10 protein-coding genes and 1 pseudogene are annotated in these 14,349 nt (G+C 47.8%); 9 read left to right on the plus strand and 2 right to left on the minus strand.

The window, feature by feature from the left end; all coding sequences use genetic code 11:
- Positions 1–11 precede the first annotated feature (11 nt).
- Both DXA20_RS00110 and DXA20_RS00115 read left to right on the plus strand, forming a co-directional pair.
- Positions 12–665 (plus strand): HAD family hydrolase, encoded by a 654-nt coding sequence (locus DXA20_RS00110; RefSeq protein ID WP_118558876.1) that lies wholly within the window; start codon positions 12–14, stop codon positions 663–665.
- Between the two features lie 191 nt (positions 666–856).
- Entirely contained in the window at positions 857–2,341 is a 1,485-nt protein-coding gene (locus tag DXA20_RS00115) for a L,D-transpeptidase family protein (protein WP_118558877.1), read from the plus strand.
- 120 nt (positions 2,342–2,461) lie between these two features.
- On the opposite strand, the pseudogene DXA20_RS18235 reads toward DXA20_RS00115, so the two are convergent.
- Positions 2,462–3,798: pseudogene (locus DXA20_RS18235) on the minus strand (SPFH domain-containing protein).
- 297 nt (positions 3,799–4,095) lie between these two features.
- Here DXA20_RS18235 and DXA20_RS00125 point away from each other — a divergent pair.
- From DXA20_RS00125 to DXA20_RS00155, 7 genes are all read left to right on the plus strand, one after another.
- Positions 4,096–5,379, plus strand: coding sequence for an O-acetylhomoserine aminocarboxypropyltransferase/cysteine synthase family protein (locus DXA20_RS00125; RefSeq protein WP_118558878.1), 1,284 nt, complete (start codon positions 4,096–4,098; stop codon positions 5,377–5,379).
- Positions 5,380–5,445: 66 nt separating this feature from the next.
- A complete protein-coding gene (locus DXA20_RS00130) occupies positions 5,446–6,471 on the plus strand; it encodes a hypothetical protein (RefSeq protein ID WP_147403654.1) in 1,026 nt (341 codons plus the stop codon).
- A gap of 17 nt (positions 6,472–6,488) precedes the next feature.
- Positions 6,489–7,670: a MalY/PatB family protein gene (locus tag DXA20_RS00135; protein ID WP_118558880.1), complete on the plus strand. Its 1,182-nt coding sequence runs from the start codon at positions 6,489–6,491 to the stop codon at positions 7,668–7,670.
- Positions 7,671–7,675: 5 nt separating this feature from the next.
- Positions 7,676–9,118 carry an MATE family efflux transporter gene (locus DXA20_RS00140; protein ID WP_118558881.1) on the plus strand — a complete coding sequence of 481 codons (1,443 nt, stop codon included), beginning with the start codon at positions 7,676–7,678 and terminating at the stop codon, positions 9,116–9,118.
- 117 nt (positions 9,119–9,235) lie between these two features.
- Positions 9,236–10,075, plus strand: coding sequence for a DUF3737 family protein (locus DXA20_RS00145; RefSeq protein WP_022305817.1), 840 nt, complete (start codon positions 9,236–9,238; stop codon positions 10,073–10,075).
- 43 nt (positions 10,076–10,118) lie between these two features.
- The gene (locus DXA20_RS00150; RefSeq protein ID WP_118558882.1) at positions 10,119–10,361 is read left to right on the plus strand and encodes a hypothetical protein; all 243 of its coding nucleotides are present in this window, start codon (positions 10,119–10,121) and stop codon (positions 10,359–10,361) included.
- A complete protein-coding gene (locus tag DXA20_RS00155) occupies positions 10,325–12,826 on the plus strand; it encodes an EAL domain-containing protein (RefSeq protein WP_147403655.1) in 2,502 nt (833 codons plus the stop codon). The genes DXA20_RS00150 and DXA20_RS00155 overlap by 37 nt, the downstream gene beginning before the upstream one ends.
- Before the next feature lie 248 nt (positions 12,827–13,074).
- On the opposite strand, the gene hisS is transcribed toward DXA20_RS00155, so the two are convergent.
- Positions 13,075–14,316 carry a histidine--tRNA ligase gene (gene hisS, locus DXA20_RS00160; RefSeq protein WP_118558884.1) on the minus strand — a complete coding sequence of 414 codons (1,242 nt, stop codon included), beginning with the start codon at positions 14,314–14,316 and terminating at the stop codon, positions 13,075–13,077.
- Between the last annotated feature and the right edge of the window lie 33 nt (positions 14,317–14,349).

Consider the following 14,349-nt stretch of genomic DNA (forward strand, 5'->3'; position numbering starts at 1 on the left):
GTGATACAGAGATGAAATATGATTTGGTTATTTTTGATATGGACGGAACCATTTTAAACACACTGGAGGATCTGGCGGACAGCCTGAATGCAACACTGCGTCATTTCCATTATCCGGAGCATACGATCGGGGAGGTATGCTCCTTTGTGGGGAACGGAATCCGTCTGTTGATCGAGAGAGGTGTTCCGAAGGGGCTTGAGGTTTCCGAGATTGACAAGGTTCATGCATATTTTATGACATATTATCAGGAGCATTGTGCAGACAAGACAAAGCCATATGACGGCATTCATGAGACGATACAGAAGCTGCGGGAAGCCGGAATCAAGACAGCCGTCGTATCCAACAAAGCGGACTGTGCGGTAAAGGAGCTGGCAGAGCAGTATTTTGAGGGAATGTTTGATGTGGCAGTCGGAGAACGTGAGGGCATTCTTAAGAAGCCGGCACCGGATGGAGTGAATGATGTTCTGCGCCAGCTTGGTGTTGCGAGAGACAGGGCAATTTATGTGGGTGATTCCGAGGTGGATGTTGCAACGGCACAGAATGCACAGATGGACAGCCTGATCGTGGAATGGGGCTTCCGCAAGGCTGATTTTCTGAAGGAGCATGGTGCAAAGCTTTTGATCAGTGATCCGAAGGAAATCGTAGAATATTGCGTGCAGCAGTAAGGAAGAAGTTACCGGCAACCACATTCATTTGTCGTTTTGCCACGCAATACAAGGGAAAAGGCGAAAAACTTGTGCAAAATAAGCTGAAAAAAGGGGCTGACTTTTTATACTAAAAGTTGTATAGTATAAAATGGTTTGTTTAAAAACATAGGATTATATAAATTTATAGGAAAAGAGGACGAGGGGGACACATGGAAAAAAATTGGTTACTTCGGATCATACTTGGAATCGCAGGCGTGCTCGTAGTGGCAGTGATTGCAGTTTTAATCTGGCAGAAGGGATATTATGGCGGACGCTGGTATGGCGGAACGACGATCAACGGCGTGGATGTGTCGAAGCAGACGCTGGCACAGTCTAAGCAGAAGCTGATCGATACGCATAAGGACTATTCCCTGACGATCACGGCGAGAGATGGCGGCAGCCTGACTCTTTCAGGAGAAGACATTGATTATAAGTTTGATATTGGTTCACAGTTTGATGAGTTGTTTGACAAGCAGCATGCTTCTATGTCTTTCTTTGGAAAGAAGAGAGAGTACACCATGGATTATGATGTGACATATGATGCCGGTAAGGTGGCACGCATTGCTTCCGAATCAGCATTGATGACCGGGGACGGCTATCAGATCCAGAAGCCGGTCAGTGCGCATGTGCAGTATTCTTCCGAAAAGAAGCAGTATGAGTGTGTTGCTGAGGTTCCGGGTAATAAGCTGAAAAAGAAAGCATTCATCAATGCGATCGAGGAGACTCTGCAGAGAGCACAGACCAAGATGGATCTGACGGATGAGAAGACATATCCGGGTGTATATAAGGCGCCGAAAATCACATCAGAGGATGAGGAACTTAAGACGGCACTCAGCACCTGTAATAACGCAGCCATTCGTTTCATTAAGTGGAACATGGGCGAGGGAGTGACCGAGCAGATCACACCGGAGGAAATCTCGCAATGGATTACATATAAGAACGGTAAGGTTAAGTATGATAAGGATGCAATCTCTGACTGGGTGGAAGCCTTCTGTCTCAAGTATAAAACAGTAGGAAAGACCAGAACCATCAAGGATCACAATGGCAAGAATGTTAAGATTTACGGCGGTGATTATGGCTGGCAGATGGATTATGAGAAGACTTTAAGTCAGACGATGAAAGCTTTGAAGAAGTCTTTGGATACATCGGCAACCGAGGCGTACCTGAAGGAACCGGACAATCAGGATAATAAGAAGGCACTGACCATTAAGAATACAGTCGAGTATCTGAATACGGCATTCCAGAAGGATTATCAGAACTTTGCGGTGGACTGGGATACGCAGAATTATACAGAGATTTCTCTGGCAGACCAGATGGTTTATGTATTCCGTAAGGGCAAGGTCGCATATTCCTGCAAGTGTATCAGCGGACTTCCGGTGGAGGGAAGAAGCACACCGACCGGTGCATACTTCATCAAGGAGCATAATACACATCGAGTCCTGAAGGGCGATAATTACGAAACTCCGGTTGATAACTGGGTACGTATTACCTGGTCCGGTACAGGTTTCCACTCTGCACCATGGCAGAGATGGTCTTCATGGACAAAGAATTATTATAAGGTAAGAGGTTCTCATGGCTGTCTGAATCTGGAACCATCGGTTTCTAAGCAGATTTATGATATGGTTCAGTATCGTGAGGCAGTATTTATTCACTAAAATTGATATTGATTCCGACAGGGCAGATTTGCGGTTTTGTCGGAATGACAGGATAAGTAAAGGCGGATTCCAAATGGAGTCCGCCTTTTAAAACAGGTTTAATTGCATGTGATCCGATATCTACTGAATATCGTTATCATCGAAAGGATCACCGCATTCCGGACAGAATTTCGGTGGATTTGCAGGATCCTCCGGCTGCCATCCGCATTTATCACATTTGTATAAAGGAACGCCGGTCGGCTTTCTTGCACCGCACTCGGAACAGAATCTGCCCTGATTGACTGCACCGCAGGAGCAGGTCCATCCGGCGGCAGGGGCTGGCTTTGGAGCACCGCATTCTGCACAGAATTTACCGGTGTTTACGGCACCGCACGAACAGGTCCAGTTATCAGAGGATGGTGCTGCCGGGGAAGGAACAGCTGTACTTGCTGCGGTAGCGGCCTGCTCAGCCTGCATCTGGAACAGGTTGCCGGCATTGATTCCGCCAGCCTGCGTTGCCATATTCATGCCTGCAAATGCCATCATCGGTCCGGTAGAGGTGTTGGCAGCAGCAGATTTCATTGCCTCTGCCTGTGCCTCAGTCAGTGTGGCAGCAGCCATACCCGGATTTCTCATAACAGCAGTACGCTGCAGGTTCTTAATCATCTCCTCGTCCTCCGGCGGAGCGTGATGCTGTTGACACCAAAGGAAATGATCTTAATGCCACGGAGGTTAGCCCATTTTTCGGACAGAACCTCGTTCAGAGCGTCCGCTAACTCCATTGTGTGTGCCGGAACTGCACTGTAACGGATGCCCATTGCGGAAATCTTTGCAAATGCCGGCTGCAGCGCAGTCAGCAGCTCGGATTTTAACTGATCATCGATCTGATCACGCTTGTATTCCTCGACAATATTGCCACAGACGTTTGTATAGAACAGGATCGGATCCACGATCTTGTAAGAATATTCTCCGTTACATCGTACCGTGATATCGACGTCAAGACCAATGTTCTGGTCAACAACACGGAATGGGATCGGATTCTGTGTACCGTACCGGTTTCCCATCAGCTCTTTCGTGTTGAAAAAGTAAATGCGCTGATCTCTTCCGGCATCGCCGCCGAAGGTGATACGGCTGCCAATCTCTGAAAATGTTGCAACAATGCTTTTGCCTAAAGACCCGCAGAATATACTTGGTTCTGTTGATGTATCATATAAGAACTGTCCGGCTTCGGCACAGATCTCAACGACCTTGCCCTGATCAACGATGATCATACATTGTCCCTCGTTGACTGCGATCACAGAGCCGTTGGTGATAATGTTATCGCTTCCACTGTTTTTCGTACCAAACATGCCCTTGACACGTTTGGTTCCCTTTGTTACAAGAACGTCAGCGTCCATGGAGTCACAGTAAAAATACTCCTTCCACTGGTCCGCCATTGTACCGCGGATCGCTCCGCCGATTGCTTTGATTAATCCCATGTAATGTACCATACCCTTTCCGATGCTGTTTTTGAAGTTACTATACTATGATTATATCGTGATTTGACCGAAAAGTCCATGAAAATGTCATTGCCGGGATCGCACAATGACGGTGTCCGGAATTGTTTTTTTGAACTGATGGAGCAGCGAAAAATCGAGCGGGAGGATTCCTGATTCGCAGGATATTTCTGCTTCATGGTTGCACACCGAATATAGAAATGGTATGCTATATCATATACTGAAAAAACATAGAGATAAACTGGGTGATAGACCCGGAATCAGGAATGGAGGATGAAAATGAACGAATATACGATCAATACGAAATGTGTGCAGGCCGGATACACGCCGGGCAATGGAGAACCGCGTCAGATTCCGATTGTGCAGTCGACCACCTTTAAATATGACACCAGTGAGGCGATGGGACGCCTGTTTGATCTGGAGGATTCCGGTTACTTTTATACCAGACTGCAAAATCCGACGAACGATCATGTGGCAGCAAAGATTGCAGCATTAGAAGGAGGAACGGCAGGAATGTTAACCTCCTCCGGGCAGGCAGCCAACTTCTTCGCACTGTTTAACATCTGCGAATGCGGAAGCCATATTGTGGCATCCTCCTCTATTTACGGAGGTACCTTTAATCTGATCGCCGTAACCATGAAGAAGATGGGTATTGACGCGACTTTTGTATCACCGGATTGCACCGGGGAGGAGCTTGCAGCTGCATTCCAGGACAATACAAGGGCGGTGTTTGGTGAGACGATTGCCAATCCTGCATTGACGGTTCTTGATATTGAGAAGTTTGCAAAGGCAGCACATGAGCATGGAGTGCCGCTGATCGTGGACAATACATTTCCAACGCCGGTCAACTGCCGTCCGATCGAGTGGGGAGCAGATATTGTAACACATTCTACAACGAAATATATGGATGGTCATGGTGCAGCAGTCGGTGGAGCAATCGTAGACAGCGGTCGCTTTGACTGGATGGCGTATGCCGATAAGTTCCCGGGACTTTGTAAACCGGATGAATCTTATCATGGAATTACTTATGCGGAGAAGTTTGGCAAAGAGGGTGCTTTTATTACGAAATGTACTGCGCAGCTCATGCGTGATTTTGGATGTATTCAGTCTCCGCAGCATGCATTTATTTTAAATCTTGGTCTGGAATCGCTTCATGTGAGAATGCCGAGACATGTGGAGAACGGACAGGCAGTTGCTGAGTTTCTTAAGGAGCAGCCACAGGTAGCTCATGTTAATTATCCGGGTCTTAAAGGAGATCCTTATTATGAGAGAGCACAGAAGTATATGCCAAACGGCGGCTGCGGTGTTGTTTCCTTTGAGTTAAAGGGAGGAAGAGAGGCTGCAGAGAAGTTTATGAAGAGCCTGAAGCTTGCTGCCATTGAGACGCATGTGGCAGATGCAAGAACCTGCTGCCTGAATCCGGCAACCTCAACGCACCGCCAGATGAATGATGAACAGTTAAAGGAAGCAGGTATTCCGGCAGGACTGATCCGTATCTCCTGCGGTCTGGAGGATAAGAAGGATCTGATCGCAGATCTGAAGCAGGCCCTTGAGGCAGTCTGAAACCATAGTCTTGACACAGGGTCAGATGGTGATTTAATATAAGTTTAATACACCAAAGAAAGGCTTGTGTTTAGTTTAATGACAGAGACAAAACAGATACATAAAATAAAACCGCAGGGAGAGTCGTTTGCAGATCTGGCAGAGGAACTTTTCCTGTGGGCGAAGGAAGAGACGTTTCCCAAAAATGTCAGCGCAGATGCAGCACGCATTCTGCAGGCGCAAAGGCAGCGTCTTCGTGAAAAAGGTCTTGAGATGGAGTATGCAATGACATCTCAGGACTTTTTTTCGGATGCAGGGAAACAACATTTCCTTTTTCTGCATTGGCTGTGTGAAGGAGATATTATATTCCGGTCAGACCGGAGACGGCCGTATAAGCTTTTGAAACGACTGCGGCTTCAGGCGGTGGCGCGTTATCAGGGACGCGGTTATCTCATTCATCAGTTATATTTTCAGAGAGAACATGGCAGTGACTGGAAGAGAAGCTTCCGGCGCATATTAAAATGCTTCGGCATCGGTGCGGGCGCAGGATTTGTTGTTTCGCTATACCGGATTCTGGCTTTAAACAGCCTGGACTATGCAAGCCTCCTGATTGATCCGCTGGTGGGTGCGCTCCTGCTTTATGTCGTATATGCGGTGGGACAGTTGGGAAAGCTATTGGTGGAAGGTGTTCGGACGATGCCGTTGATCCGCAGGAGCGGTCAGACGCGCATGGAGATCACATCGGTAATGCAGTTGTTAAATCATGATTTTTCGTTTCATGAATTTGAGGCAGAATTAGTAAACCTTTTACAGCGGGTATTATTTGAGAAGGACATTTCAGATATTGCGCAGTATGAACCAGAGGCACGGGAGGGCTGTCTGGGAGATATCATATACAGTGAATATACAGGAATGATGATCTTTCGTGGATATCATTCAGAGGAATCCGTCTGTACGTTGCATGTTGATCTGTACATGCAGGATGTATATATGACCGGTGGCAGATTCCGTCAGAGAAGAGATCTGTTCCATATAACGGTCAGAAAGGATCTGTCCGCAAAATCGGACAGATCGAAACGCTGGAGTATGCAGGCAATGTGGAGGGAAGCATAGAGATCGGAGGAAGATTCATGAACAATAAATTTGATTTTGACAAGGAGATTAATCGGAGAAATACAGGTTCCCTGAAATGGGATGTGCCGGAAAACGAACTGCCGTTATGGGTGGCAGATATGGATTTTGAGACGGCACCGGCCGTCAGAAAAGCACTTCAGAAGAGAGTAGAGCATGGTGTGTTTGGGTATTCCGTTCTGCCGGACTGTTGGTATCAGGCTTATCAGGACTGGTGGAAGAAACGCCATCATCTGGAGATTGAAAAGGACTGGCTGATCTTTTGCACCGGTGTGATCCCGGCTTTATCAACTGCAGTACGCAAGCTGACAACGCCGGGGGAGAAGATTCTGATCCAGACGCCGGTATACAATATTTTCTTTAATTCGATCATCAACAATGGAAGATTTGTGGTGGAGAGTCCGCTTTCCTATGAGAATGGCAGGTATACGATCAACTGGGAGGATCTGGAGACGAAATTATCGGATTCGCAGGTGTCCATGATGATCCTGTGTAATCCGCACAATCCGGTAGGAAATATATGGGATGCAGACACCTTATCGCGGATCGGTGAGCTGTGCCGGAAGCATCATGTAGTTGTGTTCTCGGATGAGATCCACTGTGATCTGACGGCACCGGGGAAGGAATATATTCCGTTTGCGTCAGTATCTGATGTGTGCGCGGCGATCAGTGTGACGGCGATCGCACCGACAAAGGCATTTAATATTGCGGGACTGCAGACGGCGGCGGTTATGGTTCCGGATCCGCTCCTGCGCCACAGAATGTGGAGAGCGTTGAACACAGACGAAGTGGCAGAGCCGAATGCATTTGCCGTGGACGTGGCTGTGGCAGCCTTCGAGGAAGGCGGCGAGTGGCTGGATGCGCTCCGCGAATATCTTCAGGAGAATAAGAAGGCTGCGGTACAATTTATTCAGACGGAGATGCCGATGATCACAACAGGCTCCCTTGATGTGACATATCTTATGTGGCTTGACTGCAGTCAGGTGACGGATGACAGTGAAAAGCTGTCTGTATATCTGCGTGAAAAGGCAGGTGTTTATCTGTCAGAGGGCAATATCTTTGGCGGAAACGGAGCACAGTTTTTAAGACTGAATACGGCAACGACACGAAAGAATCTTATGGAAGGGTTAAGACGTTTCAAGAAGGGCATCGAGGGCAGGTGTCATGAAAAGGAATCATAAATAATATGAAAAACGACAAAAGTGCAGAGCTGCTGGAGGGATTGAGAGCGGGAAGAAAGCTTTCCCTGCAGCAACAGCTTCTGCTGATCATTCATTTAAGCGTTCCGGCGATCTTTGCACAGATATCCTCGATCGTGATGGAATACATTGATGCATCCATGGTGGGAAGGCTCGGTGCAGACGCATCGGCATCCATCGGACTGGTAGCATCCAGCACATGGCTTTTAGGTGGTCTTACCTCTGCATTTAACACGGGCTTCAGCGTGCAGATCGCACATCGGATCGGAGCCGGGGATGACGTTGGGGCAAGGCGGATCATGAAGCAGGGACTTGCAGTGGCATTGTTATATAGTCTGGTTCTGCTGTCGATCGGCACCGGCATCAGCCGGACACTTCCGGAATGGCTTGGCGGAGAAAGCCGGATCTGTCAGGATGCATTTCATTATTTTCTGATTTATTCACTGGCGCTGCCGGTTATGCAGATGAACCTGGCGGCGGGAGCTATGCTGCAAAGCAGCGGGAATATGCGTCTGCCAAGTATTCTGCATGTGCTGATGTGCTTTTTGGACATGTTGTTTAATATGTTCTTGATCTTTCCGGGACACAATATCCGTCTGGCGGGAATTACGCTGTTGATACCTGGGATGGGACTCGGTGTGCTTGGAGCAGCACTTGGAACAGCACTGGCGCAGCTTGTGATCATGATCTGTATGATGTATTTTCTGCTTGCCAGATCACCCGCACTTCATCTTAGGAAGGGGGAGAAGCTGTGCTTTCACCGGAAGGATCTTAAAAGGGCCGTTTGTATTTCCGTCCCCGTGGCAGTGGAGCAGTTTATCATGAGCGGGGCGCAGATCATGTCGACAAGAATTGTTGCGCCGCTTGGCATGATCGCGATCGCAGCCAATTCATTTTCCATTACTGCGGAGAGCCTGTGCTATATGCCGGGCTATGGGATTGGTTCAGCGGCAACGACATTGATCGGTCAGAGTGTCGGTGCGGGACGTCATGATCTGACCAAGAGACTGGGATGGATCGCTACCGGCTTTGGTATGGCGGTGATGGCAGTCAGCGGGGCAGTGATGTATCTGATCGCACCATGGATGATCGCGGTGCTGTCACCGGATGTGGCAATTCGCGCTCTCGGTGCGCAGGTGCTTCGGATCGAGGCGTTTGCGGAGCCGATGTATGCGGCTTCAATCGTGGCATCGGGTGTGTTTCGTGGAGCCGGTGATACGTTGATTCCGAGCTGCCTGAATTTTTGCAGCATGTGGCTTGTGCGTTTGCCGCTGGCAGCCTTTCTGGCTCCACGGCTGGGACTTCGCGGTGTATGGATCGCCATGTGTATTGAGCTGTGCATCCGTGGCGTTCTTTTTCTAATGCGACTGGCATTCAGCAAGAGCTGGGACAAGGCGGACAAAAGGCACGGAACAAAGCAGCTGACATAAAATAGGAAAAAGGGTTTGGTGCTTTTCTTTTGGCGCAGGATGATGTATAATTGTTCTGGTTAAGGAGAATAGTGTGAATAGAAAGGCATTGGATTGTTAATATGAAGGAGAATTACAATGCAGGAGATCAAAGAACAAAGATTAACAGGGGAAAGGGCATTATTCCGCAGCAAAGACCTTTCTATTGAATATTCGATATTTGCAGATGGCGAATCACCGTTAAAGGAGAGCAGAGATATTTCGCTGAAGAACACATCCTTTCAGTGGAAGTATCCATTATGGTACTGTCGTAATATTACCGTTCAGGACTGTGATTTTGCGGAGATGGCAAGAGCAGGGATCTGGTATACGGACAATATTACCGTGGCAGACACACTGTATGAGGCTCCGAAGGGCTTTCGACGCGTGAAGGGACTTACTTTACGCAATGTAGATCTTCCTCATGCGGAGGAAACACTGTGGCACTGCAGTGATGTGACGCTGGAGAATGTAGTGGCAAAGGGTGATTACTTTGCTATGAACTGCGATCATATGAAGCTTGATCAGTTCCGTCTTGTCGGCAATTACTGCTTTGACGGATGCCATGATGTGGAGGTGCATCATGCGAAGATGCTTTCCAAGGATGCATTCTGGAACTGTGAGAACATTATGGTATATGATTCTTATATCTGCGGAGAATATCTGGGATGGAATTCCAGAAATGTCACATTTGTAAATTGCGTGATCGAGAGTCTTCAGGGCATGTGTTATATGGACAATGTTGTCATGAAAAATTGCAGACTTTTAAATACAACACTCGCATTTGAGTATTCTACAGCAGACGTAGAGACTGCGGGACGGATTGAAAGCGTGAAGAATCCATCCGCAGGCGTGATCAGGGCAGGGGAGATAGGAGAATTGATATTGAATGAAAAGGAGATTGATCCTGCGAAGACAACAATCATTACAGTAGATTGATGCCGCTGTCTGACAGGATTGTTTCATAAGGGAGACGATAACGTTGAGAAAAAGAATCGCTATTTTATCCTCGCAGCTGGAGGAAAATTATCAGGCAAATTTCATGCAGGGATTTCTCGCAAAGGCGTTTGCTTTTGATTATGATGTCTGTACATTTGCCACATACCGGAAATATCAGGATACGTCAGAGCGTGAAGTCGGGGAGACAAGCATTTTCTCGCTGATTGATTATGATGCCTCGATGGAGTTGTGGTACTCCCGGAGACATTGCAGACGCCGGGACTGATGCTTACTCTGGAGCAGGATTTCCGGGAGAAGTTTCAGGGAAAGATTCTGTATGTTGACCGAAAGAGCGACGAGTACAATTATATCATGCTGGATCATTATCATCCGATCAAGCGGATGATCGCGCATCTGATCGAAGAACACGGAATCAAGGATATTATGTATCTGACAGGACCGCGTTATAATGCACATTCCGAGCAGAGACTGCAGGGGTTTCTTGACTGTATGAAGGAGCATGACATTGATGTCCGGGAGGATCAGATTTTTTATGGGGATTACTGGTATGACGGCGGCAGGGATATGGTGAAGAAGCTGTTTGATGATGGCCGGGCACTGCCGCAGGCGATTGCCTGTGCCAATGATCTGATGGCAATCGGCGTAGCAGAGGCGCTGGTGGAGCGGGGCGTACGGGTACCGGAGGATATTGCTGTGATCGGGTATGATTCTGTGCCGGAGGGAAAGGAAAGTCCAAGTCCGATCACCTCGATGGATATTCCCTCCAGAGAGTTCGGAGAATATGCGGCAGCATGCATGGATAGTCTTTTGAAGCAGGAAAGTATGCCGGAGTTTGAATATGAGGCTCCGTTGTTTATCGGTGGAAGCTGTGGCTGTCACTGTGAGAGCGTGATCCCCCGGCGGATCGTCAGAGAGCAGTGGTCCACGGAGGTTTCCAGGAAAAGCTTGTATTCCAATTTTAATCATCTGACAGAGGACTGGATCTCGCAGAATTCATTTCCGGAGCTGATGGATTCCGTTCAGACATACAGTTATCAGATCCGCGAGTTTGACAGCTTTCATATCTGCGTTAATGATCTGTGGATCCGGGAGGATAAACCGGCAAGTGTAAATATCATCAAGGGACATTATACAGATCAGATTGCACCGGTATTACATTGTGGACACTCCGGTAAGGGGGAGGACAGGCTGAACTTTACTGAGAGTTTTCCACGTGAGCAGATGCTTCCGGAGATATATGAGGAAAGCGCAACACCGAAGGCGTATATTTTCAGTCCGCTTTATTTTGAAGATATGTGCTTTGGCTATGCGGTGCTTGGCTATGGCAATGAACCAAAGGCTTATGATGAGCGTTATTATATGTGGTTACATAACCTGATGATCGGCATGGAGTGCTTCCGCCGTATGGATGCACTGCAGAGAACCAATCAGAGAGTACAGGAGAAGAAGATCCACGATGAATTGACAGGAATGTTTAATTACACCGGTTTTGTGAAGCATTCCAAGCCAATGGTGGAACGTGCCTGCGAAGAGAATCGGTTTGTCAGTGTGCTGGCAATGGATATGGCGAATCTGGATAAGATTAACGAGAAGTATGGACGTACCGAAGGAGACAGAGCAATCCGTAAGGTTGCCGGGATCATTCAGCAGTGTGCGGATGAAGGGGCGATGTGCTGCCGTCTTGGTGATGATGAATTTATCATGGCAGAGCTGGTGGATGAGGCAAGTCATGAGAAGATCCATGAGGTGCGCCGCCGAATTGATCAGAGTCTGGAGGAGTATAATCAAAGTCCGCAGAGCCGGTACGAACTGCGCCTGTTTAGCGGAAGCAGAACGAAGCGTGTGAAGGATCTGGTGGAGATGGAGGATCTTGTCAATGCAGCGGTGATCCGCAAGAACGGTCATAAGGCGAGCGAGAAGAGGCTGCATGGAGATGTGACGCTTTCTGTACAGGAGCAGGAACAGGCGGCACAGGTTAAAAAGGTTCTTGACGAGAATCTTTTTACCTATCATTTTCAGCCGATCGTCAGTGCGAAGGATGGTTCTATTGTCGCCTATGAGGCATTGATGCGGGCACAGGTACAGCCGGGGATCTCACCGATCAATATCATCAAGTACGCCTCTCATCTGGAACGTCTTTATGATGTGGAGAGAGCGACCTTTTTCAATATCCTTCAGCTTGTGGATGAGCATGAGAATGAGTTCGCAGGCCGGAAGATCTTTATCAACAGTATTCCGGGAAGCCAGATTTCCGGGGAAGAGGCACAGATGCTGGAGAAGAAGTTGACGAAGCATGCCAATCGCGTGGTTGTCGAACTGACAGAGCAGACGGAGGCCGATGACAAGACGCTTGCCGATATGAAGAGCGGATATGAGAAGCTTGGCATTGAGACTGCTGTTGATGATTATGGTACAGGATATTCCAATATTGTGAATTTACTGCGCTATATGCCCAATTATGTGAAAGTAGACCGTATGCTTCTGACGGGTATTCAGGACAATCCACAGAAACAGCATTTTGTCAAGGATATCGTGATCTTTGCGCATGAGAACCATTTTCAGGTTCTGGCTGAGGGCGTTGAGACCTCGCAGGAGCTTGAGACGGTGATCCGCCTTGGTGTGGATCTGATCCAGGGCTATTATACGGCAAAGCCGAATCCGGAGATCCTGACCAGCATTGACCGGAATGTACAGGAGGAAATCTGCAGGTATCAGGAAGAATCAGCGTAAACTGATACAATAGAGCAATCCGTGGTATCAGTTAGGATCAAAATATCTTTTGACCTCGGCATTGCAAAATAAAATCAAAGAAAAATGCCCGAACCGGCAAATATATTGATCTTTCATTGTCAGAATTCAAGGTCTGACGTTTGGAGTCATGTACCGGTTCGGGCATTTATTTTTACATTATAAATTAAACTTTAAAAATATGTTTTAAGAGCGGCATTCCGGCTGGAATGTGAATTGTTCTCCGGACATTATTCGCCGAACAGCTTTACGCCGTCCTCCTGTCCATAGACCGCAAAGCCGTCAAAACCCTGTGCCTCCAGCTTGTTCAGATATTTACCAAGCTTCTTTGGACGGGCAATTACAGATACGATATAGTCGTTGCGAAGCTCTTCTGCGTAGATCAGAGCCTCGGCGTAGGTATCTGCATCATAGAATACAGCGATCTTTTTCTTGCGGTTTGGAATCGAGTAGTTCTGCTCCATGAGAATACCAAAGATACGCTCAAAACCAATGGAAAATCCAACGGCAGGAATATCTTCATTTAAGAACTTGCCGATCAGGTTGTCATAACGTCCGCCGCCTGCGACTGCGCCGCTGTAGCCTGCAGCTTCCACCTCGAAGATCGTGCCGGTGTAGTAACCCTGACCACGGACGAGGGAAGGACAGAACTCAACCGGGATCGCACCCTTTGATACCTTTGTGACAGCGTCGATAATGCGCTGAAGCTCTGTGACATAAGATGCGTCACAGACATTTGCAACAGATTCCAGAGTCAGGGATCCGTCTGCAAACAGCGCAATGAATTTATCGATGCCGGTCTGGTCAAAACCGTTTTCCTCCAACTCCGCTTTTACACCGTCAATACCGATCTTATCCTGCTTATCAAAAATAATGGCGAGCTTTTCGTTGTCTTCCTTTGCAAATCCTGCGTAAGCGAAAATATCGCTTAAGATACGGCGGTCATTGATCTTTACCTTATAATCGGTAAGACCGACGCGGTTTAATGCCTTTGTTGTTGTCAGGATCAGCTCGATCTCTGCGTCTCGGGACTCATTGCCGATGATATCGATATCGCACTGCATAAACTCGCGGAGACGACCCTTCTGTGGACGTTCAGCACGGTATACACGATCCATCTGGATCACCTTGAACGGTGAGAGAAGCTCGTTGCGGTTGTTAGCATAATAACGGGAGAGCGGAAGCGTCAGATCGTAGCGAAGACCCATATCCGCCAGCTCCTTCTCGGTAGGATGATCACCGGCAAGGGCACTTTCCAGCTTTTTGCCCCTCTTCAGAATCTTAAAGATCAGATTAAGGTTTTCACCACCCTCGCTTTTGTCGAGGTTTACGGAGTCCTCGATGATCGGGGTAGTGATGCGCTGAAATCCGGCGCTGCTGTATGTTTCCATAATAATATTCTGCAGGAAATCACGGATCTCGGTTTCCTTTGGAAGGTAATCCCTGGTTCCCTTGACTGGTGTAGCTTTCATAATTGACATCCTTTCTGTTTATAATGTATCTTA

This window comes from Roseburia sp. AM59-24XD (assembly GCF_003478445.1).
GTDB lineage: Bacteria > Bacillota > Clostridia > Lachnospirales > Lachnospiraceae > Jutongia.